This window comes from Solimonas flava DSM 18980 (assembly GCF_000426685.1).
GTDB lineage: Bacteria > Pseudomonadota > Gammaproteobacteria > Nevskiales > Nevskiaceae > Solimonas > Solimonas flava.
In genome coordinates, this window is record NZ_AUFV01000010.1 from 148,655 (window position 1) to 171,265 (window position 22,611).

Genomic DNA, 22,611 nt, shown 5'->3' on the forward strand with positions numbered 1-22,611 from the left:
TTATTGCTTAGTTAATGTCTTGTATTATTTCTACTCGCTATTCTTAATCCCAGCTCAACGCGCCACCCGTCTGATACTCCGTCACGCGCGTTTCGAAGAAGTTCTTTTCCTTCTTGAGGTCGAGCACTTCGCTCATCCACGGGAACGGATTTTCGGCGCCGGGGTAGAGGGGCTTGAGGCCGATCTGGGCGCAGCGGCGGTTGGCGATGAACTTCATGTACTCGTTGAACATGCTGGCGTTCAGGCCGAGCACGCCGCGCGGCATGGTGTCGTGCGCGTAGCGGATTTCGAGGTCGGTCGCTTCCCGGATCATCTTCAGCGCTTCTTCCTGGAAGGCCGGCGTCCACAGGTGCGGGTTTTCGATCTTGATCTGGTTGATCACGTCGATGCCGAAGTTCATGTGCATCGCTTCGTCACGCATGATGTACTGGATCTGCTCGGAGACGCCGACCATCTTGTTGCGGCGGCCGAAGCTGAGCAGCTGCACGAAGCCGACGTAGAAGAAGATGCCTTCGAAGACGACGTAGAAGGCGATCATGTCGCGCAGCAGGCGCTGGTCGGCTTCCGGGGTGCCGGTCTGGAACGCCGGGTCGCCGAGCGACTGCGTGTACGGCAGGGCCCAGGCGGCCTTGTCGTGGATGCTCGGGATCTCGCGGTACATGTTGAACACTTCCGCTTCGTCCAGGCCCAGCGATTCGATGCAGTACTGGTAGGCGTGCGTGTGGATCGCTTCTTCGAAGGCCTGGCGCAGGATGTACTGGCGGCATTCCGGATTGGTGATCAGGCGGTAGACCGCCAGCACGAGGTTGTTGGCGACCAGCGAGTCGGCGGTGCTGAAGAAGCCGAGCGAGCGCTTGATGATGGTGCGCTCGTCCTCGGTCAGGCCCTGCGGGTCCTGCCACATGGCAATGTCCGCGGACATGTTGATTTCCTGCGGCATCCAGTGGTTGTTGCAGGCGTCGAGATACTTCTCCCAGGCCCACTTGTACTTGAACGGCACCAGCTGGTTGAGGTCGGCGTGGCAGTTGATGATCTTCTTGTCGTCAACGCGGATGCGGCTGGCGCCCATCTGCACGTCTTCGAGGCCGGTCGCGCCGGCTACTACAGGCGACGCGGCGTGCGTCATCGGCGGCACCGGCATTTTGGCGGCCGGGGCGGCGGGCGTGTTCGTGGCGGGGGTGTCGTCCCAGGTCAGCATTTCTTATCTCCATGTGCCGGGCAGCGTTGCCCGGTGGTCCGGTTGTTTGTTCGCGGCGCTTTGGCTGCGTCTGCGGCTTGTTAGGCCCTGAATGCCGGCATTTGCCGGCTTTTCCCCTGCCGGGCACCGCAGGGCGAAGGCCAGCTTCGCGCGGGTGTGGCGGCAGCTAAGAGTGCTCCGCGGTCCCAGGTGAGTCAAGCAAAAAATACTACGGGTTGTGGCTCAATCCGGCTTCCGCTTCTACATATTGTGATTGGACACAAGTTTTCCCGGCCTTGCCCCCATCTTGTGCACAGCTTTGTCCTCAGGCGCCCGAATGGGGCGCCAGGAAAACGGGCGGGCTGCAAGACGGGTCGGGCGCGGGCGATCGGCCGCCCTGGGCTCAGGCCGGGCCGCTGTAGCCGCGGGCGATGAGCACGATCAGCAGCGTGATGACGGCGATCGCCGTGAGCTGCACATGCACCAGCACGCGTGTCGAGCGCAGCTCGGTCTCGGCGGGCAGAGCGCCGCCGGCTTCCAGCGCGCGCCGCCAGCGGATGAAGCGCACGGTCGGCAGCAGCGAGAGCAGGGCGGCAAGCACGAACAGGCCGACCATGCCGTGGAACAGGCCGTTGTGCCAGTAGTAGTCGGCGCCCTTGGCGCCGTGCCAGACGCGCGCCAGCCCGGTGATGAAGACGAGCGCGGCCATGATGCCGTACAGGCGGTCGACGCGCGGCAGCAGGCGCACGGCGTCCGGCGTGCTGCCGATCTTCAGCAGATAAAGTTCGGTGACGGCGGCGCCGGTCATCGTCCAGACGGCGAGGTAGTGCAGCCACGGCAGGGCGACGGTGCTGAGCATGAAAGGCTCCGGTTGGGTGGGCTCGTCGAGTCTGGAAAGCCTGGTGGCGGCGCAGAAGCGCGGGGCCGGAAGGCGCTGGCACAATGCGGCACGGGCCGCTGCGGCCGTGATGGAGATGGTACGTGAAGAATCTGCGGAAGTCGGGATGGTGCTGGGTGCTGGGGGGCGCACTGGTCGCCGGCGGCGCGCATGCGGCCGATGCGACCGTCTCGTTCGCGCCAGTGACGGCGGTGCAGGGCGGCCTGGCGCTGCCGAAGCTGCAGCAGCCGGCGCCGCGGCTGTGGATTTCCGGCCAGCCGGCCCCGGCGCAGTTCGAGCAGTTGCCGGCCTCGGGCATCCGCCGCGTCATCAATCTGCGGCCGGCCGGCGAGACGCCGGATTTCGACGAGGCCGGCGCCGCGCAACGGCTGGGCATCGCCTATCGCAACCTGCCGATCGCCGGCGCCGGCGATCTCACGCTGGGCAACGTCCGCGCGCTCGATGCGCTGCTGGCGGAAGCGCCGGACACGCCGACGCTGCTGCACTGCGCAAGCGGCAACCGGGTCGGCGCGCTGATGGGCCTGCGCGCCGCCTGGCTGCAGGGCCGTCCGCTGAACGATGCGCTGGCGATCGGCCGCGCGCATGGTCTGGCATCGCTGGAAACCGTCGTTGCGCAACTGCTCGCGCGCGGCGTCCAGACCGCGCCCTGAGCACTTGCGCCGAGTCGGCGCGTTCGTCGCTTCGCCGGTTGTTTCAGCGTTGCGCTTTCGCGCACGCTCCGGCCAGAGGCGCCGCATCGCCGTAAAGCTTGCGCAGCGATCGGCCATGAAAAAGGCCGCCCCGAAGGGCGGCCTTTTCGTTTGCAGCAGGCGCTTCGACAACGTGCTTACTGGCAGGCCTCGCAGTCCGGATCGAGGATCGAGCAGACCTTGGCGCTGCCGGTGCCGGCTTCGAGCGTCGGCAGCACGATCGGCTCGGCGTCGGCCATGACCGGCTTCGGCGCGGCCAGCGCTGCGGCCGGGGCGGACGGTTTGGCGGCGCCGCCGCCGCCAGCACCGGTCTTGCCGACGGCGTTCAGGCGGTCGTCCTGGATCGTCGTCTTCTCGGCGTGCGTGGCGCCCAGCGTGCGCAGGTAGTACGTGGTCTTCAGGCCGGACAGCCAGGCGTGCTTGTAGAGCTCGTCCAGCTTCTTGCCCGAGGGCTGCGCCATGTACAGGTTCAGCGACTGCGCCTGATCGATCCACTTCTGGCGGCGGCTGCCGGCATCGACGAGGCGCCTGGCGTCGACCTCGAACGCGCACTTGTAGATGTCCTTCAGCTCCTGCGGGATGCGGTCGATCTTCTGCACCGAGCCGTCGAAGTACTTGAGGTCGTGCGCCATGACCTCGTCCCACAGGCCGAGCTTCTTGAGGTCGTTGACGAGGTATTCGTTGACGACCGTGAACTCGCCCGAGAGGTTCGACTTGACGTAGAGGTTCTGGTACGTCGGCTCGATCGACTGCGACACGCCGGTGATGTTGGCGATGGTCGCGGTCGGCGCGATCGCCATCGTGTTGCTGTTGCGGATGCCGGTGGCGCGGATCTGCCCGCGCAGCGCGTTCCAGTCGAAACGGCCGGACTCGCGGGTGTCCTGCTGCAGGTACTGCTCACCGCGCGCCTTGGCGAGGATCCGGATCGAATCGATCGGCAGGATGCCCTGGTCCCACAGCGAACCCTTGAAGCTCGAGTACGCGCCGCGCTCGATGGCGAGGTCGGCCGAGGACTTGACCGCGTAGTAGCTGATCGCTTCCATCGACTCATCGGCGAACTGGATCGCCGCTTCCGACTCGTACGGCAGGCGCAGCTTGTACAGCGCGTCGTTGAAGCCCATCACGCCGAGGCCGACCGGGCGGTGGCGCAGGTTGGAGTTACGCGCCGTGGCCACCGAGTAGTAGTTGTAGTCGATGACGTTGTCGAGCATGCGCATCGCGGTGCGCACGGTCTTCTCCAGCTTGACGAGGTCGAGCTGGCCGTCAGCGCCGATGTGCGACGGCAGGTTCACGGAGCCGAGGTTGCAGACCGCGATCTCCTGGCCGGCCTTGGTGTTCAGCGTGATCTCGGTGCACAGGTTCGACGAGTGCACGACGCCGACGTGCTGCTGCGGCGAGCGCAGGTTGCACGGGTCCTTGAACGTGATCCACGGATGGCCGGTTTCGAACAGCATCGACAGCATCTTGCGCCACAGGTTGAGGGCGGGGATGCGCTTGAAGTTCTTGATGCGGCCCTCGTCGGCGAGGCGCTCGTACTCCGTGTACTTCTTCTCGAAGGCCTCGCCGATCAGGTCGTGCAGGTCCGGCGTTTCTTCGGGCGAGAACAGCGTCCACGGGCCTTCTTCCATCACCCGCTTCATGAACAGGTCCGGCACCCAGTTGGCCGTGTTCATGTCGTGCGTGCGGCGGCGGTCGTCGCCTGTGTTCTTGCGCAGTTCGAGGAATTCCTCGATGTCGCGGTGCCAGGTTTCCAGATACGCGCACAGCGCGCCCTTGCGCTTGCCGCCCTGGTTGACGGCGACGCAGGTGTCGTTGGCGACCTTGAGGAACGGCACCACGCCGTTGCTCTTGCCGTTGGTGCCCTTGATCCAGCCGCCCATGCCGCGCACCGGCGTCCAGTCGTTGCCGAGGCCGCCGGCAAACTTGGAGAGCATGGCGTTGTCGTGGATCGCGCCGAAGATGCCGTGCAGGTCGTCCGGCACCTGCGTCAGGTAGCAGCTCGACAGCTGCGGACGCAGCGTGCCGGAGTTGAACAGCGTTGGCGTGCTCGACATGAAGTCGAAGCTCGACAGCAGCGTGTAGAACTCGATCGCGCGCGCTTCGCGGTCGATCTCGTTGATCGCCAGGCCCATCGCCACGCGCATGAAGAACGCCTGCGGCAGCTCGAAGCGCGTCTTGTTGCTGTGGATGAAGTAGCGGTCGTACAGCGTCTGCAGGCCGAGATAGTCGAACTTGCCGTCGCGGTCGGCGAGCAGCGCCTTGCCGAGCGCGTCGAGGTCGTAGAGCGCGAGCTTGGGATCGAGCAGTTCGAGCTCGACGGCCTTGTGGATGTAGGCGCGGAAGTAGTCCGGGTAGATCGCCTTCATTTCCTCGAAGGTCGGCCGCGTTTCCGGCATGCCGAGGAACTTCAGCGCCTCGTGGCGCATCGCGTCGAGCAGCAGGCGCGAGGAGACGTAGGTGTAGTTCGGCTCCTTCTCGATGCGCGCGCGGGCGGCGAGCGTCAGCGCCTGACTCAGCTCGGCTTCCGGAATGCCGTCATAGAGATCGCGCAGCGCGGCGGCGACGATCTCCTCGACGTTGACGTTGGCGAAGCCGGCGCAGGCTTCGCTGACGAGGCGGTGCATGCGGGCCTCGTCGAGCGCCACGACGCTGCCGTCGTCGCGCTTGACGCTGATCGACGGCTTGGCGGCGTCGGCCGGCGCGGCCTTGGCGGCTTCGGCGGCGCGCTTGCGGGTCTGTTCCTCGCGGTACAGCACGTAGGCGCGGGCAATCTTGTGCTCGCCGGCGCGCATCAGGGCCAGTTCGACGTGATCCTGGATGTCCTCGATATGCAGCGTGCCGCCGCCGGCCATGTTGCGCGTCAGCGCGGCCTGCACCGACTGCGTGATCTGCTCGACCTTCTCGCGCACGGCGGCCGAAGCCGCGGCGGCGCCGCCTTCGACGGCGAGGAAGGCCTTGGTGATGGCGACGGAAATCTTCTTGGCGTCGAAGCTGGTGAGCTTGCCGTTGCGGCGGATCACCTTGATGCCGCCCGGCGCGGTCGCCGCGACTTCCGCGGTGCTGACCAGCGTGTCCGGCGGGGTGCGGCGGCTTTCGACGGGCGAAGCGGTGGTTTGTGTCAGCATTTTTTGTGTCCCCTTCGAAATGAATCGGTCCCGGCCTGGGTTCCAGAGCGGGTGCCAGGTGCGCGCGTTCCTCGCTTATTTCCGTGGGAGCAGGGTGACGCGTGGCAGTGTCGCAAGACTAGGCTGCGCGCCTACGAGCGTCAACCGATTTTTCAACATGTTGTGGTTGTCTCCGCCATGAACCCCAATGGCTTGTGTCATCGCGGTGCAATACGGGTTCAAAACTTGTGCATAAGCTCGGGACAATCCGGCTTTGCCGACCGCAAACAGACACTTAGCAGCGCGTGCCCGGCGCCGGGCCAGCGTCGAAGCGGAATCGGCCGGCAAAAGCCCGGTTCCATGCGCGTTCCACCGGCTGCGACGATGTGACAATAAATCGATCATTATCGCGCTGAATGTCAATAAATCTCATACGCCGGGGGCTTCCGTCCGCGAAATTCGCGTTGTCGGTCACAGGCTTTGCCCCGATATGGCGTCGCGGCCCATCGTTTTTTTCGTGACGGAGATCGCGCACAGAAAAGACCCGAGGCCGCGGGCTGCGCGAATGGCGGCTGCGGGGTGCGTGGCGGGCCGCGCCGCCTGCGGCCGGCCGCCGCGGCGCGGCGACGGCGCGTTTCGCGGTGCGGAAGCGGCGAGCCGGCGGCGGCGCAGGCCGGCGCGGCGCGCGGCCGCGCGGCACAAACATCGGCTGGCGGAGGCGGCCTTCGGTGTCGCGCCGGCGCGGGAGGACGTCCCGGCGACGCCGGCGGCCCGGCCCGGCTACGGCGCCTTTCGCCGGCTCAGGGCGCGGCCTGGCTGACGACGGCCTGGCTGGCGACGGTGCTGGCCGGCGCGGCGCCGTCGGTGCTCGACCAGCCGCCGCCGAGCGCGCGGATCAGCGCGACGCTGGCGCGCAGGCGGTTGGTTTCGAGACTGACACTGTCGCGCTGCGTGGACAGCGCCGCGGTTTGCGCGCTGGTCACTTCCAGATAGCTGGCGGCGCCTTCGCGGTAGCGCGTCATCGCGTAATCGACCGACTGCTGCGCCGCGGCGACGGCCTGCGCCTCGTCCTCGGCCGCCGTGCGGTAGCGCGACAGCAGCGCGAGGTTGTCTTCGACCTGTGCGAACGCGGCGAGCGCGGTGGCGCGGTAGCGGGCGCCGGCTTCGTCGAGCGCGGCGCGCGCCTGACGCACCTGCGCCTCGCGCAGGCCGCCGTTGAACAAGGTCAGCGCCAGATTCGGCCCGGCCGACCAGAACAGATTGGAGGCCTTGAACCAGTCGGTGCGCTCATAGCTGGCGTAGCCGATCGTGCCGCCGAGGCTCAGCGTCGGGAACCAGGCGGCGCGGGCGATGCCGACGCTGGCATTGGCCTGCGCGGTGCGGCGTTCGGCGGCGGCGATGTCCGGGCGGCGCTGCAGCAGCGTCGCCGGCACGTCGGCCGGCACGTCCGGCAGGCTCAGGTGCGCGGTGCGCGGCGCGATCGCGAAGCTCGACGGCGATGCGCCGACCAGCACGGCGATGGCGTGTTCGAGCACGGCACGGCGTGCGGCCGTGGTCGAAACCTGCGACCTGGCGGTCTGCAGCTGGGTGCGGGCGCGGGCGACGTCGAGGCCCGACGCGGCGCCGGCGGCCTGCCGCGACTGCGTCAGCTCCAGCGCTTTTTCGTAGGCGACGACGGTGTCCTGCAGCAGCTGCTGCTCGATGTCGAGGCCGCGCAGCTGGATATAGCTGTCGGCCAGCTCCGCCTGCAGCGACAGCCGCGCCGATTCCAGATCCGCGGCGGCCGCGGCGAGGCTGGCGTCGCCGGCCTTCACGGTATTGCGCACACGGCCCCAGAGATCGAGCTCGTAGCCGGCCGACACGCCGAGCGTGTTGTTGCCGTAGTAGTCGGGCAGCGAGCCGGTCGGTGGTTGCAGGTCCGAACTGCGGTCGCGTTCGACTTTGCCGCCGAGCGAGAAGCTCGGGAACAGCGCGGCGCGCGACTGGTCGCGATAGGCGCTGGCCTGCTCGTAGCGCGCCAGCGCCGCGGCGAGGTCCGGGCTGTTCAGGGCGAGGCGTTCGGCCAGCGCGTTCAGCTCGGCGTCGCCGTACCGCGTCCACCAGGCGCCGCGCGGCAGGTGATCGGCCGGCGCGGCCGGCGTCCAGCCGTCGGCGGCGGCTTCCTTGTAGTGCTCGGCGAGCGGCACCGCCGGCACTTCGTACTTCGGCGCGAACGAACAGGCGGCCAGCGCCGCCAGGCTCAGCATGGCGAAGGCCGGGCGCGCAGCTGCGGGCAGGCGGGGCATCGCGCTCAACCCTTCTTCGCCGCGCCGGCCGGCGCGGCCTTGTCGTCCGCCGGCTTCTCGGCGACGCGCACGCTATCGCCTTCGAGCAGCGAATCGGGCGGGCTGTCGATGATGCGGGCGCCGGCTTCGAGGCCCGACACCTCGACGACCTTGCCGAGGTCGCGGGTGATCGTCACCGGCTTCATCGCCACCTTGCCGTCGGCGCCGAGCGTCGCGACCTGCATGCCGTCGGCGTTGAAGATCAGCGTGCTCGCCGGAATCGTCGCGCCGACTGCGCGGCCCGGCAGTTCGAGGCTGACGTCGGCGTAGCCGCCCGGCAGCAGCGCGCCGTCGGCGTTGTCGACCACCATTTGCACCAGCGCGCCGCCGGACGTGGCGCTGACCGCGCGTGCCATGCTTTCGATGCGGGCGTCGAAGCGGCGGCCGGGCTGTTCCGGCACGTTCAGCGTCGCTGCCTGGCCGATCTGGATCGACGGCACGTACACCTGCGGCACCTGCGCGTAAAGGCGCAGGCGCCGCGTGTCGGCGACGACGAACAGCGGGCTGCCGGCGCCGGCCGTGATCAGCGCACCGAGGTCGGTGTTGCGCGCGGTAACGACGCCGTCGAACGGCGCGACCACGCGCTTGAAGCCCTGCGTGGCGACCAGACGCTCGAGATTGGCGCGCGCCGACCGGGCGGCCGCTTCCTTGACCGCGGCGTCGCCGGTCTTTTCGTCGACTTCCTGCTTCGATACCGCGTCGGTGCCGAGCATCGACTGCCAGCGCTTGGCGGTGCTGCGCGCCAGCTCGGCGTCGGCCTCGGCCTTGGCGAGATCGGCGCGCGCCTGCGCGAGCTGCTGGTCGAGTTCCGGCGTCTCGATTTCGGCGAGCACCTGGCCGGCCTTCACCGGCGCGCCGATGTCGACGGTCCAGCGCTTCAGGTAGCCGCTGGCGCGCGCGTACAGCGGCGCCTGCGCGTAGGCCTCGAGGCGGCCCGGCAGCTGCAGCGCGGCGGCGGCGCCGAGCGGCTGTGGCTGCACGACGGCGACCGTCGGAATGGCGTTCTCGGCGGTCCAGGCGCGCAGCTCGCTGGCGCCGCGCGCGCGCGTCGTCAGGCCGATCGCGACGATCGCCAGCAGCACGAGGGCCGCGACGATCGCCGCGGTGCGCAGGCCGCGCGGCGCGGCGGGGGCGGTGTTAAGGGGCGACATGGGCAACTCCCGCAGGGGCGGACGGTGAGGGCGTGGCGCGGCCGTGGCGCGCGTGGACGATGCTGAAGACGACCGGCACGAAGATCAGCGTGGCGGCGGTGGCGAACATCAGGCCGCCGATCACGGCGCGGCCGAGCGGCGCGTTCTGCTCGCCGCCCTCGCCGAGGCCGAGCGCCATCGGCGCCATGCCGATGATCATCGCCAGCGCCGTCATCAGCACCGGGCGGAAGCGCACGAAGCCGGCTTCCAGCGCCGCCTGCACGGCGTCGCCGCTGTGGGCCAGGCGCTCGCGCGCGAAGCTGATGACGAGGATCGAGTTGGCGGTCGACACGCCCATGCACATGATCGCGCCGGTCAGCGCCGGCACCGACAGCGTGGTGTGGGTCGTGAACAGCATCCAGACGATGCCGGCGAGCGCGGCCGGCAGCGCCGTGACGATGACGAACGGGTCGGACCAGGACTGGAAGTTGACGACGATCAGGAAGTAGATCAGCACCACGGCGCCGAGCAGGCCGAACAGCAGACCGGAGAACGCCTGGTTCATCGTCTGCACCTGGCCGCGCAGCGTCACGGTCGTCGCGCGCGGCGCATCGGCGGCCGCGGCGTCGACGAGCTTCTGGATGTCGGCGGCCACGGCGCCGAGGTCGCGGCCCTGCGGCGTCGCATAGAGGTCGACGACCGACATGATGTCGCGGTGCGAGACCACGGCGTCGGTGGCGCCGCGCCGGATCGTCGCCAGGCTGCCGAGGATCTGCGTGCCGCTGCCGGTCGCGATCGGCAGCGACTGCAGGTCGGACAGCGAATCGAGCCGGTACTGCGGCACCTGCGCGACGATCGGATAGGACACGCCGTTCTGCGGATTCAGCCAGAAGGTCGGTGAGACCTGGTTGGTGCCGACCAGCGAGATCACCATGCTGTTGGTGACGTCGCGGGCGGTCGCGCCGAGCTGCTGCGCGCGCGAACGGTCCATCGCGAGTTCCAGCGTCGGGTAGCGCTGCGACTGCTGGATGCGCGCGTCGGCGACGCCCGGCACCGCACGCAGCTGGCGCAGCAGCGTACGTGCATAGGCGTAGTTGGCGTCGCTGTTCGGGCCGCGGATCTGCAGGTCGATCGGCGCCGGCGCGCCGAAGTTGAGGATCTGGCTGACGATGTCGGCCGGCAGGAACGAGAAGGTCACGCCCGGGAACTGCCGCGGCAGCGCCTCGCGCAGCTGCTGCACGTATTCCGCGGTCGGGCGGTGCCCGGCCTTCAACGCGACCTGGATGTCGCCGTCCTGCGGGCCGATCGTGCCGGTGTTGTTGTAGGTGTTGTTGATGCCCGAGATTGGCAGGCCGATGTTGTCGGCGATCGCCGCCAGCTCGTCGGGCGGGATGATCTTCTTGATGGCCTCGGCGATGTGCGCGAAGGTCTGCGAGGTTTCCTCGAGCCGCGTGCCGATCGGCGCGCGGGCGTGGATCAGGATCGCGCCGGAATCGACCGACGGAAAGAAGTTGCGGCCGAGCATCGGCACCAGCAGGAACGACAGGGCGATGAAGGCCAGGAAGCCCGGCACGAACACCCGGCGCTGCCGCAGGGCCAGCGCCAGCAGGCCGTGATAGCCGTCGCGGACGCGCTCGAAGCGCGACTCGAAGCCGCGCTGGAAGCGCACCAGCGGATTGCGCGACGGCGGCAGCGCGGCGTCGTTGCCGTGCAGGTCGGTATGCGGTGCGTGCGGCTTGAGCAGGTACTTGGCCATCGTCGGCACCAGCGTGCGCGACAGGAAGAACGAGCAGGCCATCGCGAACATCACCGCCATCGCCATCGGCACGAACAGGAAGCGGGCGACGCCTTCGAGAAAGAACATCGGCACGAACACGATGCAGATGCACAGCAGCGACACGAAGGCCGGCGTGACGATCTGCTGCGCGCCGTCGAGGATCGCGGTTTCGACGTCCTTGCCCTGTTCGAGATGCCAGTTGATGTTCTCGATCGTCACGGTGGCGTCGTCGACGAGGATGCCGACCGCCAGCGCCAGGCCGCCGAGCGTCATGATGTTCAGCGTCTCGCCGGCCAGCGACAGCAGCGAGATCGCGCCGAGCACCGACAGCGGGATCGACACGGCGATGATGACGGTCGAGCGCCAGGAGCCGAGGAACAGCAGGATCATCAGGCTGGTCAGCGCCGCCGCCAGCGCGCCCTCGTGCAGCACGCCGTTGACGGCGCCGCGCACGAACAGCGACTGGTCGCCGATCAGATCCATCTTCAGTCCGTCCGGCACCAGCGCCTTCAGCGATTCGACGCGGGCGCGGATGCCGTCGACGATGTCGAGCGTCGAGATCGCGCCGTTCTTGAACACGGTCAGCAGCACCGAGCGCCCGCCGTTGACGTGCACGATGTTGCTCTGCACGGCGTTGCCGTCGTGCACCAGCGCGACATCGCGCATGTAGACGTTGGTGCCGCCGACGGCCTTGATCGGCAGGTCGTTCAGCTCGTCGAAGCCGAGCGGCGCATTGTTGAGCTTCACCGTGTAGTCGAAGACGCCGATCTTCTGCGTGCCGACCGGCAGGATCAGGTTCTGCGCGGCGAGCGCGTTCGACACGTCCTGCGGCGACAGGCCGCGCGCCTGCAGCTTGGCGTTGTCGATGTCGATCATGATCTGGCGCGTCTTGCCGCCGAACGGGAACGGCACTGCCGCGCCCGGCACGGTGACGAGCTGCGTGCGGATCGTGTTCATCGCCAGGTCGCCGAGGTTCTGCTCGGAGAAGCCGGGGCCGGACAGCGCGAGCTGGATGATCGGCACCGTCGAGGCGTTGTAGTTGAGGATCAGCGGCGGCGTGGCGCCGGCCGGCATCTGCTTGAGCAGCGTCTGCGCGATCGCCGTGACCTGCGCGTTGGCGGTCTGGATGTTGACCGTCGGCTGGAAGAAGATCTTGACGATGCCGAAGCCGACCATCGAGTTCGATTCGATGTGCTCGATGTCGTTGACGGTGGTCGTCAGCGCTCGCTCGAACTGCGTCGTCATGCGGCCCGCCATCTGGTCCGGCGGCAGGCCGGAGTACTGCCAGACGACGGCGATCACCGGAATGCGGATTTCCGGGAAGATGTCGGTCGGCGTGCGCAGGTAGGACAGCGGACCGACGATCAGGATCAGCAGCGCCAGCACGATGAACGTATACGGGCGCGACAGTGCGATTCTGACCAGACCCTGCATGAGGTGATCCGTGTAGAGGCGGGCGGGCCCGGCAGTATGGGCGCGGGGCCTTAGCGCAGTCCTGTCCCGTTCATGAAGAAAAAGTCATCTGTGCGACGGCTCGCGCGGGTGACGCCAGACCGGCGCCGTTGCCGGCGCTGCACCGCGCGTCAGGCGGCGCCGGAGAGGTCGCGCGGCACGCAGTACAGCGACACGCGTGCGCCGCCGTGCTCGCTTTCGCCGATTTCGAGGCGGAAGCCATGCAGGCGCATGATCGCCGAGACGATGCTGAGCCCGAGACCGGAGCCGGGCAGGTGGCGCGTGCAGTCGCTGCGGTAGAAGCGCTGCAGGACCGCTTCGCGTTCGCCGGGCGGAATGCCGGGGCCGCTGTCGACCACGCACAATTTGGCGCCGCCGTCGTAGGGGCGCAGGCGCATGCGGATCGCGCCGCCGGGCGGGGTGAACTTGACGGCGTTGCTGAGCAGATTGCTGATCGCCTCGAACAGCAGCTCGCGGTCGGCGGGGATCGCCGGCAGGGCCTCCTCGATCTCGATCTGCAGCTGCACGTCCTTGTCCTCGGCCAGCGGCGCATAGAGATCCTGCAGCTCGCGGACCGTCGCGGCGAGATCGACGTGGCCGAAGCCGGCGCGGCGGCGCAGGTCTTCCATCTCCGAGATGCGCAGCAGCGCGGCGAAGCGGGCCAGCAGCGCGTCGACGTCATCGATGCAGCGGTCGATGGTCGCGGCGCGCGCATCGGCCGGCGCGGTCTGCGTGCGCAGCCGGTGCAGCTGCGCACGCAGGCGCGTCAGCGGCGTGCGCAGGTCGTGGGCGATGTTGTCGCAGACGCCCTTGACCTCGCCCATCAGGTGTTCGAGCTCGGCGAGCATGGTGTTGACGATGGTCGCCAGCAGATCGAGCTCGTCGCGGCGGCGGCTGACCGGCAGGCGCGCGTCGAGTTGTCCCTGCATGATCGGCTGCACGGCGGCCTCGATCGCGCGCACCCGGCGCAGCGGGCCGCGGCTCAGCAGGTAGCCGCCGATCAGGCCGGGGATCAGCGTCAGCGACAGCGCCCACAGCAGGCTCTGGCGCAGGATCAGTCCGACCTGCTCGATGACGTTGGTGCCGCGCGCCAGCACCATCAGCTCGCCGCTCGGCAGATACAGCGCGAGCGTGCGGGCCGGAAACTCGCCGTCGCGATCGCGCCGTTCGATGCCGCGCGCCAGCAGGCGGACGCGGCCGTCGGCCGGCAGGCCCTGCGGCGGTCGTCGCAGGTTGCCGCTCAGATAGCGGCCGTCGGGCGTGAACAGTCCGTACGCCATGACACCCTGCAGGTCGATCGCGCTGGCGGCCTTCATCGCCTCCGGCAGGCGCTCGCGCTCGATGGTCGCGAAATAGTGGGCGCGCTGTTCGAGGATCTGGTCGACGACCGTCGACAGATAGTTGCGCGTCTCCCAGTGCACGACGCCGATCAGCACCGCGCTCCAGACCACGAACAGCGCGCCGTAGATGACGATCAGCCGCGTCGTCGACGAGCGCCACGACAGGCTCAGCTCGATCGGTACGCTGTTGCCGGGCGGCCCCGCCGGCGCCCTGCTCGGCGCACGCGGCGTCGCCACCGCCGCGGCGTCGGCCTTCGGGGTCACGTCCGCGGCCGGTTCAGCCGGCATCGGCGATCATGTAGCCGGAGCCGCGCACGGTGCGGATCAGCGGCGGCAGGCCGGGGTGGTCGACCTTCTTGCGCAAGCGGCCGATGTGCACGTCGATCAGGTTGGTGCCCGGATCGAAATGGAAGCCCCACACCGTCTCGAAGATCATCATCCGCGTCAGCACCTGGCCGGAGTTGCGCATCATGAATTCCAGCAGGCGGAACTCGGTCGGCAGCAGCTCCAGCTCGTGGCCGGCGCGCCGGGCGGTGCGCGTCATCAGGTTCAGTTCGAGGTCGCCGACGCGCAGTTCGGTGGCCGGCGCGGCGCTGCGCCGGCGGCGCATGAGCACCTCGACCCGGGCCGCCATCTCGTCCGGCGCGAACGGCTTGGTCATGTAGTCGTCGCCGCCGGCGCGCAGGCCGCGCACGCGCTCGTCGACATCGGACAGCGCGCTGATCATCAGCACCGGCGTCTCGATGCCGACCTGGCGCATGGTGGTGACGATCGCCAGACCATCGAGGCCCGGCAGCATGCGGTCGAGCGTGACGGCGTCGTAATGCGCGCCGACCGCCTTGACGAGGCCGTCGCGGCCGTTGTCGACCCAGTCGACTTCGATGCCGTGCGCGCCGAGTTCGGCGATGATCTCGCGCGCCGTGACCTCGTCGTCTTCGATCGTCAGAACCTTGGACATGGTAGAAACTGCGTTGCCGGCCGAGACCTTACCCGAAGCCGCGCCGATTCCCAAACCACGATCCCCCTCTTTTCCGCGCCGCGCATGACTCAGCCCGAAGCCGCCCCGACCGCCGATCCGACCGGAACCGGGCGATCGCCGCGCAAGCGCGTGGCGGTACGGCGCTGGTGGACCGGGCTGCCGGACGCTGCGCAGCGCAGCGCCGCGCTCGACGCGGCGATCGGGCGCCTGCGCGCCGCCGGCGAAGCCGAAAGGCTGGAAGCGCTGCGCGGGCTGGTCGCCGCCGTGCGCCCGGCGCGTCCGCAGCAGGGCAACGTCGCGCGCGCGCAGCTGCTGAACCTGACGCAGCGGGTGCGCGAGGCGCCGCAGGCGCGCGCCGCGGTGCGCGATGCGCTGCTGTGGCTGCTCGGCACGCGCCAGCCGCTGCGCCTGTTCACCGAGTCCGGCGTGCTGCCGCAGGAAGGCCTGTTCGCCGGTCTGTGGCGGCGCCTGACCGATCGTCTGCTGCCGGAGGAGTGGCGGCCGAACGAGCTCAAGGATTGTCTGCATTTCCTGTTCGACCGCGAGACCGATTACCTGTGGGTCGACGCGGTCGACGACGCGGTCTGGGTCGCGCTGCTCGACGCGCTCGACTTCTCCGCCGCCGGGCCCGAACGGCCGACGATGGCGATGCCGATCCTCGAAGCGCTGCAGGTGGTTTCGTACCGCATCGCCGCGATCGGCCTCGAACCCGAGCTGGTGCGCAACCACCCGGCGATCGAGCGCTACGAATCACCGTTCCTGATGCAGAACGTCGAGCTGCGCGACTACCTGGAGGAGCGCAAGCGGGCGCTCGCCGAGCAGCGCGCGCCGGCCCTCGACGACCGCCACCTGCTGGTGCTGCTCGAGCAGTGCGGCGAGATCGTCGACAAGGTCCGCAAGCAGGCGGCGCAGAGCGGCGCCAGCGTCAGCCTGACGGTGCTGCTGGTGCGACTGTCGCAGAACCTCGAGCGCCTGCGCCTGCTGCTGCGCCTGCTCGAACCGCAGCAGGCGCATGATCTCAACGTGCTGCGCGTCGGTTTCTTCAAGGTGCTGGTGCGCGCCGAGAACCAGCGCAACAGCGTGGCGCAGACCTGGCGGCAGATCATCGAGCTGCTTGCCGCGCGCATCACCGAGAATGCGAGCAAGACCGGCGAGCATTACGTGACCGCGTCGCGCCGCGAGTACTTCGGCATGCTGCGTTCCGCGCTCGGGGCCGGCTTCATCGTGCCCTTCATGGCGATGCTGAAGATCGCGATGGGTGCCGAGCCGCATTCGCCGCTGGCGACGGCCCTGCTGTACAGCCTCAACTACGGCCTCGGCTTCGTGCTGATCTACCTGCTGCATTTCACGATCGCGACCAAGCAGCCGGCGATGACGGCCTCGTACCTGGCCGCCAGCATCGCCAATGCCGAGGGCCGCGACCGTTTCGGGCCGCTGGTCGAGCAGATCGTGCGCACGCTGCGCACGCAGTTCGTCGCGATCTTCGGCAACGTGCTGTTCGCGTTCGCGATCCCGGTCGCGGTGGCGACGGCGATCCAGCTCAATACCGACACGCATTTTCTCGACGCCGGCAAGGCCGAGCACCTGCTGCACGAACAGAATCCGTTTGCGAGCCTGGCCTGGCTGCACGCGGCGATCGCTGGTGTCTGCCTGTTCCTGGCCGGGCTGATCTCCGGCTACTTCGACAACAAGGCGGTCTACAACCGCATTCCGCAGCGCCTGCAGCAGAGCCGCGCGCTGCGCCGCTGGCTCGGCGCGGCGCGGCTGGCGCGGCTCTCGGCGTACCTGGAGAACAATCTCGGCGCGCTGGCCGGCAATTTTTTCTTCGGCTGCATGCTCGGCTCGATGGGCACGCTCGGTTTCATCCTCGGCCTGCCGCTCGACATCCGTCACGTGACGTTCAGCGCAGCCTACGTGGGCTATTCGGTGGTCGCGCTCGACTGGGCGATCGGTTGGCAGTACGGCCTGCTGCTGGCGCTCGGCGTACTGGGCATCGGCCTGATCAACCTGACGGTCAGCTTCGGTCTGGCGCTGTGGGTCGCGCTGCGTGCGCAGCGCGTGCGCTTCGAGGACCGCCGCGAGCTGCTGCGCCGGCTCTGGCGTCGCTTCCGGGCGCGGCCCAGCGAGTTCTTCTGGCCGCCGAAGGACGCCGATGCGACTCGTCCGCAGCAGGAGCCGCCCGTGGCCTGACGGGCGCGCACGCCGTTCAGCGCGGCGCGGCGTGCAGCCAGAGCAGGCCGAGCATGATCGTGGCCATCGCGGTCGGGGCGTGGCGGCGCAGCGGCGGCAGCGGCAGCCGCTGCGCGGCGTGTCCGAGCCCGCGCAGCGCCAGCAGTGCGACGCCCGCGAGCGACCAGTGGCCGAACGCGGTCGCCGGGTCGCCCGCGGCATTCCACAGCACGAGCGCCGCGGCGTGCAGCAGCAGCGCGGCGAGGCCGCGCTCGAGGCGCGACGAATCGTCGCCGCCGCCGGGCAGGCGCACGCCGGCGGCGGTGAAGCCGAGCGCGGCCAGATCGACGAGGCTCATGGCGTCGCGCCGGTCGGCGCGGGGAAGCAGAGGATCGACACGGCAGACCTCGCAGGCAGCGGCGCGCGCTGCAGTCGAAAAAGGAGGCTGCCGGCGGCGGGGCGGCCGCGAGGTGGCGAAGGCCGGGAGGAGGACCCGGCCGGGAAGATGATAATGGTTTTCATCTTTGAGGCAAGCGAGGGCGGCGCGCTGACTGCTGCGCCGGCGTCGCGGCGCGCCGGCGGCGAATGCCCTGTCGTGGCGCAGTGGCTATGCTCGCGAACAACGGAGGAATAAAACCATGAGCCTAGCCGTGCAGTTTCTGACGCATAGCGTCGACAACCAGGCCCCGCCGCTGGTCGACTACAACGCCTATCTGACCGATCCCGCGCTGCGCGAGGCGGTCGCCCGCGAGGGCGGCGGCTGGGCCGAGGCGCATCTGTCGGCCTATGGCGCGGTCGCCGGTGGCGAGCTGATCGCCCTCGGCTTCGCCGCCAACGAGAACAAGCCCAAGCTCAAGACCTACGACCGCTACGGCCATCGCATCGACGAAGTCGAGTTCCATCCGTCGTATCACCGCGTGATGCAGCTCGGCATGCAGTACGGCGTGCACGCCTTTGCGTGGCGCAATGCCGACAAGGCCGGTGCGCACGTCGCCCGCGCCGCGATCTCGTACCTGCACAACCAGGCCGAGTCGGGCACCAGCTGCCCGCTGACGATGACGCACTCGGCGGCGCCGGCATTGCTGCATACGCCGGAGCTGGCGCAGCGCTGGCTGCCGCTGATCCATTCCTACGAGTACGACTCCCGCGTGCTGCCGGCGGCCCAGAAGAAGGGCTGCACGATGGGCATGGGCATGACCGAGAAGCAGGGCGGCTCGGATGTGCGCGCCAATACCACGAAGGCTTATCCGCTCGGTGGCGGCGTCTACGAGATCGTCGGCCACAAGTGGTTCTTCTCGGCGCCGATGTGCGACGCCTGGCTGGTGCTCGCCTACGCCGAGGCGGGGCTGAGCTGCTTTCTGGTACCGAAGCTGCGGCCGGACGGCTCGCGCAATCCGATCCGCGTCCAGCGCCTCAAGGACAAGCTCGGCGACTGGAGCAACGCGTCGAGCGAAGTCGAGTTCCTCGGCGCCTATGCCGAGCGCGTCGGCGACGAAGGCCGTGGCGTGGCGACGATCCTCGAGATGGTCTCGCTGACGCGGCTCGACTGCATGATCGGTTCAAGCAGCCTGATGCGTCAGGCGCTGGTGCAGGCGGTGCATCACGCCCGCTATCGCAAGGCTTTCGGCAAGCGCCTGATCGAACAGCCGCTGATGCAGAACGTGCTGGCCGATCTCGCGCTCGAGACCGAAGCGGCGACGGCGCTGACCATGCGTGTCGCGCGCGCGGTGGACGCGTCCTCGCGCGACGCCGGCGAAGCCGCGTTTGCGCGCATCGCCACCGCGATCGGCAAGTACTGGATCTGCAAGCGCTGTCCGCCGCTGGTCAACGAGGCGCAGGAATGCCTCGGCGGCGCCGGCTACGTCGAGGAAACCAACCTGCCGAGGCTTTATCGGCAGGCGCCGCTGAACTCGATCTGGGAAGGCAGCGGCAACATCCAGTGCCTCGACGTGCTGCGCGCGCTGGCCAAGGAACCGGAATCGCGCGAAGCGCTGTTCGCGGAGCTGCTCAGCGCGCGCGGCGAGCACGCCGACCTCGATCGCGAGATCCACTGGCTCGGCCAGGCCTTCGACGATCGCGCGACGCTGGAGCTGCGCTCGCGCATGGTCGTCGAGCGCACGGCGCTGGCGCTGCAGGCGGCGATCCTGCTGCGCGCCGGGCTGTCCGACGTCGCGGCAACCTGGTGCAGCAGCCGTCTCGGCGGCGAGCACGGCCTCAACTACGGCACGCTGCCGGCGCAGGCGCCGTTCGGGTCGCTGATCGAGCGTGCGTTTCCGGGCTGATCGTCGCGGCATCTGCCCACGCGCGGCGGCATCGCCCGCCGCGCGTGGGTTCGCCCGCCAGCGAGCGCCGACGTGGAGCAAAAACGCGGCGCAAAGAAAAACCGCGCAAGAGCGCGGTCTTCGGCGCGGCGTTGGACGCCGCTGCGGGATTAATGGGGCGAGAGCAGTTGAAGAACGGCGGCAGTGCACAGTTTTCAATGACTTTATTGGTGCTCTCGGTTAATCGGTACCCGAAAAGTGCCCCGATGTATCTATTGGATGTCTCTGGACAACTTTGCTTGGTCTCGTACGCTCGGAAAGTACCAAGTTATTTTTATCGTAGTTTCCGACGAGCGGTAAGGCTCATGCTGAACGAGAAGTGCGTTCTGCACGGAGACTCCCAGAGTGCCGGAACCTTTGTAGCTCAACTGCTACGAGGGTTCTGAGTGGCGGCGCGCCTGGATTTGGGAGCGCCTCGATGTCATTGGACGTGAAGATAGCCACGCACATCCTGATCAATGGACGACTGATGCAGTGTAGACGCGAGGTTTCCAGTCCAGGTCGTTTGCTTCCAGTATCCACTGGCCGTTGAAGCGGTAGAGCTTGATGAAGGCCTTGATCCGGCCGTTTCTGGCATTGGCGTCAACGTTGATGATGTGGACGCTGTCGGGGTTCAGCTTTTTATCCCACAGGATTTCGTGGCCGCCCGGGAATATGATCTGCCAGGCGCTCCTTTTGATCGGCTGCCTGTTCGACGCAATCATGAATCCCGACTGGTCCGTCGGTATGGGGGCGTGTCCCCAGAGCAGTTCGATATCGAGATCGTAGATCGGAATGCTGCCATGATGGCGAAATCTAACAATGAAATAGCCATCGTCGGAAACATTACATTCCAGTAGCAACTGGCTGCTCCCGCCCATCATCCAGCTAATCAGTTCATCAGTTTGTTTCTCAAGCCTCGTGGCAAGAGCGTCGAGCTTCTGCGAATGAGACAGCAACTTTCCTTCGGTGAATTGTTGTCTGGCAACACGCACGACATTGCCGACAAAGAAACTGCCGAAGAACAGTCCGGCAGCGAAGTTCTTGAACAGTTGCTTGGAAAGCGCCTGCGCGGGATCCATCGCGCCCCACTCAAGCCAGCACCAGACGCAGCCGATCAGCGCCGGTAACCAGAGTTCCTGCAGCAGGCGCAAGGCAACCGCCTTCCACCTGGCGTCGATCGTCAGTGGCATCTTCGGGCTCTCGGTGTGTTGCGAGTGGACATCCAGAGGGTATTGGCGAGCGTGCTTCATCCGGCCGTGAGGTCACGCTCATTCGGCGGCAGATGGGAAGCGTAGAGCAGATAGACGACGTGAAGCTCCATAGTCTGACCGCCATGTTCGATGTAGACACGGTTGAGGAAGCGGCCGCCGTCGGCGGGGATGCCGAAGATGGTATCGATGGTGTGCGGATTGTCGTGGGGGTGTTTGAGCCAGTCTGCGTAGTGCTTTGTGTAGTGCTCGGAGAATTCGAGCTCACCGCTGGCGGTCTGCACGAGGCAGAGCATGTGCCGGTGGCGGGTCTGCATCAGCGTCTTCCAGGTTTCGGCGGAGACGGGGAGGAACTCGGTGTTGCGGGCCACGCGATCGAGGTGGACCTCGTCGAGTTGTGCCATGCGTGGCAGTCGGTGGCTGTTGCCGCGCAGGCTCTTGAGGAAGTCCTGTTTGCTGAGGCCGAAATCGATATATGCACAGTAGGTCAACAGCAGGGTGATCTTGGCGACGATGACGTTGATGTCGGTCAGGTTGCGATGATCGATCGGGGGCTCGTCGGAGTGCGCGATGGCGTCGCGCACGTCCTTGATGATTTCGAAGTGCTGCTCCGAGATGTTGATGATCCTGACGATATCGGGATCGGTCGTGGCCATCACCTTCCGATAGTTGCGGGCGAACGACTGCTTGCCGTGCCGACAGAACACCGCGCCGATCTCGCGCAGCAGGGCGTCGCGCTGTACGTTCGATAGCGGCACAGCAGCAGCGGTGATGGCTTGTTCCAGCTTTCTGAGTTTTCTGCTGTCCTGATGGCTGATGCCCGGCGGGGCGGACCCTTTTTCTTTCTGCTGGACATACTGATCGAGCAGGCTGACGAATCCGAGTACCCGGTATTCCCAGTAGCCCTCGTACTGCTGCATGCCGGCGAAGCGGCGCCATAGCAGCTTGCGCAGCGGTGAGGCGTAGTAGCGCTCGAAGATCGTCTGCCAGCGCCCGTCGAGGCTGTTCTTGCGGATCAGGCTGCCGACGGCGGGGTCACCGGGTTCGATACTGGTTTTCGCCGTCTCGATGCCAGGGAAGTACAGGGTATGCCGGCGCCCATCGTCGGTCACGACCGACATGCCGGTCAGCACCAGCGGGCGTGCACGCAGGATCGTGAACAGGCAGCCGATGTCCCTGGCCTGCTGAGGCAGGTCGGCGGCGCGGAATGTACCGCCAGTATTCTCGACGACGAACTCCAGATGCTCGTGCAGGACGAAGTCTTCGCCACGCTGTTCGCCGCGACCGACCAGCCGGCTGCGGATCGCGATCTGCGCGTCCGGCAGTGCAACCTCGATCGGTGTCGGTCGACGGTTCCAGGTCAGAGACTGGCCGATCGCGCCGTCGAGGGACTGGCCGCGTGTGAACCATTTCGTGATGTCGCTGAAGCGCAGGTCAACGCGCTTGAAGGCGGGGGCCTGGATGTTCCCGAAGACGAGGTAGTCGACATGGATCACACCGTCGCCGACCGTGCAGTCGACGAGACTGATCAGCTGCTGATCGCGGGTTTTCGCTTTGAGCAGGGCGCAGCGGGTGCCGCCGGTGAGCACGGATATCGGCAATGGGGTGTCCAGGACAATGCTTGGCCATTGCTCGCCACCGTAGGCGAGCGTGCCGGTGCCGAGATCGCCGAACTCGGGGTGGCGCAGATGCACGTCCTGCTGATGTCGTTCGTGAGGGTCGATGAGTACGTCGGCCACGTCGGTCACCTTATTGCGTATGAGCTGCGGCATCGGCGCCGGGGCCCGCCGGCGGGACAAGACGTGATGGCGACCGCTCGCCATGATGCGAGCGCCGGGCTTTCGTGCTGACGCAGCGAGCCACACTGCGTCTCCTGCTGGGTTTCAAACCCTTTCGGAGTGCCTCCATCAGCGGAAGGTGATGGTGACCCGTAGACCGGCGCCGACATCGAGGCGGCTGACCGTCTGCTCGCGCGGCAGATCGCCAGCGAGCGCGACGATGACATCGCGTTCTCGCGCAGGCGCAGCGGCCTGCATCGGCGCTCACGTCGTGCAGCAGCTG

General features: G+C 67.7%; 15 protein-coding genes. 3 read left to right on the plus strand and 12 right to left on the minus strand.

Translation table 11 applies throughout. The annotated features are described in order from the left end of the window. Positions 1-43: 43 nt before the first annotated feature. Both K343_RS0112295 and K343_RS0112300 read right to left on the minus strand, forming a co-directional pair. The gene (locus tag K343_RS0112295) at positions 44-1,198 is read right to left on the minus strand and encodes a ribonucleotide-diphosphate reductase subunit beta (RefSeq protein ID WP_084615859.1); all 1,155 of its coding nucleotides are present in this window, start codon (positions 1,196-1,198) and stop codon (positions 44-46) included. Positions 1,199-1,580: 382 nt separating this feature from the next. After that, complete coding sequence (locus K343_RS0112300; RefSeq protein ID WP_028008338.1) at positions 1,581-2,036, minus strand: DUF2214 family protein; 456 nt, start codon at positions 2,034-2,036, stop codon at positions 1,581-1,583. 122 nt (positions 2,037-2,158) lie between these two features. Here K343_RS0112300 and K343_RS0112305 point away from each other — a divergent pair, with 122 nt between their 5' ends. Further along, positions 2,159-2,725 (plus strand): protein tyrosine phosphatase family protein, encoded by a 567-nt coding sequence (locus tag K343_RS0112305; protein WP_211226250.1) that lies wholly within the window; start codon positions 2,159-2,161, stop codon positions 2,723-2,725. A 176-nt stretch (positions 2,726-2,901) separates the two neighbouring features. On the opposite strand, the gene K343_RS0112310 is transcribed toward K343_RS0112305, so the two are convergent. From K343_RS0112310 to K343_RS0112340, 6 genes are all read right to left on the minus strand, one after another. Then, positions 2,902-5,889 carry a ribonucleoside-diphosphate reductase subunit alpha gene (locus K343_RS0112310; protein WP_028008340.1) on the minus strand — a complete coding sequence of 996 codons (2,988 nt, stop codon included), beginning with the start codon at positions 5,887-5,889 and terminating at the stop codon, positions 2,902-2,904. Between the two features lie 779 nt (positions 5,890-6,668). After that, entirely contained in the window at positions 6,669-8,153 is a 1,485-nt protein-coding gene (locus K343_RS0112320) for an efflux transporter outer membrane subunit (protein ID WP_051278315.1), read from the minus strand. A gap of 5 nt (positions 8,154-8,158) precedes the next feature. After that, positions 8,159-9,343, minus strand: a complete 1,185-nt coding sequence (locus K343_RS0112325; protein ID WP_028008343.1) for an efflux RND transporter periplasmic adaptor subunit — start codon at positions 9,341-9,343, stop codon at positions 8,159-8,161. Continuing rightward, positions 9,330-12,533: an efflux RND transporter permease subunit gene (locus K343_RS0112330; protein WP_028008344.1), complete on the minus strand. Its 3,204-nt coding sequence runs from the start codon at positions 12,531-12,533 to the stop codon at positions 9,330-9,332. The genes K343_RS0112325 and K343_RS0112330 overlap by 14 nt, the downstream gene beginning before the upstream one ends. Before the next feature lie 149 nt (positions 12,534-12,682). Further along, positions 12,683-14,179 (minus strand): sensor histidine kinase, encoded by a 1,497-nt coding sequence (locus K343_RS0112335; RefSeq protein WP_084615860.1) that lies wholly within the window; start codon positions 14,177-14,179, stop codon positions 12,683-12,685. Beyond that, complete coding sequence (locus tag K343_RS0112340; protein WP_028008346.1) at positions 14,169-14,849, minus strand: response regulator transcription factor; 681 nt, start codon at positions 14,847-14,849, stop codon at positions 14,169-14,171. The genes K343_RS0112335 and K343_RS0112340 overlap by 11 nt, the downstream gene beginning before the upstream one ends. An 84-nt stretch (positions 14,850-14,933) precedes the next feature. Here K343_RS0112340 and K343_RS0112345 point away from each other — a divergent pair, with 84 nt between their 5' ends. Beyond that, a complete protein-coding gene (locus tag K343_RS0112345) occupies positions 14,934-17,060 on the plus strand; it encodes a site-specific recombinase (protein ID WP_245585192.1) in 2,127 nt (708 codons plus the stop codon). 16 nt (positions 17,061-17,076) lie between these two features. Here the strand turns inward: K343_RS0112345 and K343_RS0112350 are convergent, their stop codons facing one another. Continuing rightward, the gene (locus tag K343_RS0112350) at positions 17,077-17,397 is read right to left on the minus strand and encodes a hypothetical protein (RefSeq protein ID WP_028008348.1); all 321 of its coding nucleotides are present in this window, start codon (positions 17,395-17,397) and stop codon (positions 17,077-17,079) included. Positions 17,398-17,677: 280 nt separating this feature from the next. On the opposite strand from K343_RS0112350, the gene K343_RS0112355 reads away from it, so the two are divergent. Then, positions 17,678-19,321 carry an isovaleryl-CoA dehydrogenase gene (locus K343_RS0112355; RefSeq protein WP_028008349.1) on the plus strand — a complete coding sequence of 548 codons (1,644 nt, stop codon included), beginning with the start codon at positions 17,678-17,680 and terminating at the stop codon, positions 19,319-19,321. 494 nt (positions 19,322-19,815) lie between these two features. Here K343_RS0112355 and K343_RS0112360 read toward each other — a convergent pair whose 3' ends face one another. From K343_RS0112360 to K343_RS25185, 3 genes are all read right to left on the minus strand, one after another. Then, positions 19,816-20,532, minus strand: coding sequence for a hypothetical protein (locus K343_RS0112360; RefSeq protein WP_154662543.1), 717 nt, complete (start codon positions 20,530-20,532; stop codon positions 19,816-19,818). Between the two features lie 56 nt (positions 20,533-20,588). Then, a complete protein-coding gene (locus tag K343_RS0112365) occupies positions 20,589-22,289 on the minus strand; it encodes a hypothetical protein (RefSeq protein WP_154662544.1) in 1,701 nt (566 codons plus the stop codon). A gap of 168 nt (positions 22,290-22,457) precedes the next feature. Then, entirely contained in the window at positions 22,458-22,586 is a 129-nt protein-coding gene (locus tag K343_RS25185; protein ID WP_281169395.1) for a hypothetical protein, read from the minus strand. Between the last annotated feature and the right edge of the window lie 25 nt (positions 22,587-22,611).

Excerpts from the sequence above, each read along its gene's own strand:
- K343_RS0112295 (WP_084615859.1), bottom strand. The coding sequence starts at position 1,198 with ATGCTGACCTGGGACGACACCCCCGCCACGAACACGCCCGCCGCCCCG.
- K343_RS25185 (WP_281169395.1), bottom strand. The coding sequence starts at position 22,586 with ATGCAGGCCGCTGCGCCTGCGCGAGAACGCGATGTCATCGTCGCGCTC.
- K343_RS0112360 (WP_154662543.1), bottom strand. The coding sequence starts at position 20,532 with ATGCCACTGACGATCGACGCCAGGTGGAAGGCGGTTGCCTTGCGCCTG.
- K343_RS0112335 (WP_084615860.1), bottom strand. The coding sequence starts at position 14,179 with ATGCCGGCTGAACCGGCCGCGGACGTGACCCCGAAGGCCGACGCCGCG.
- K343_RS0112310 (WP_028008340.1), bottom strand. The coding sequence starts at position 5,889 with ATGCTGACACAAACCACCGCTTCGCCCGTCGAAAGCCGCCGCACCCCG.
- K343_RS0112300 (WP_028008338.1), bottom strand. The coding sequence starts at position 2,036 with ATGCTCAGCACCGTCGCCCTGCCGTGGCTGCACTACCTCGCCGTCTGG.
- K343_RS0112325 (WP_028008343.1), bottom strand. The coding sequence starts at position 9,343 with ATGTCGCCCCTTAACACCGCCCCCGCCGCGCCGCGCGGCCTGCGCACC.
- K343_RS0112320 (WP_051278315.1), bottom strand. The coding sequence starts at position 8,153 with ATGCCCCGCCTGCCCGCAGCTGCGCGCCCGGCCTTCGCCATGCTGAGC.
- K343_RS0112330 (WP_028008344.1), bottom strand. The coding sequence starts at position 12,533 with ATGCAGGGTCTGGTCAGAATCGCACTGTCGCGCCCGTATACGTTCATC.
- K343_RS0112345 (WP_245585192.1), top strand. The coding sequence starts at position 14,934 with ATGACTCAGCCCGAAGCCGCCCCGACCGCCGATCCGACCGGAACCGGG.
- K343_RS0112350 (WP_028008348.1), bottom strand. The coding sequence starts at position 17,397 with ATGAGCCTCGTCGATCTGGCCGCGCTCGGCTTCACCGCCGCCGGCGTG.
- K343_RS0112340 (WP_028008346.1), bottom strand. The coding sequence starts at position 14,849 with ATGTCCAAGGTTCTGACGATCGAAGACGACGAGGTCACGGCGCGCGAG.
- K343_RS0112355 (WP_028008349.1), top strand. The coding sequence starts at position 17,678 with ATGAGCCTAGCCGTGCAGTTTCTGACGCATAGCGTCGACAACCAGGCC.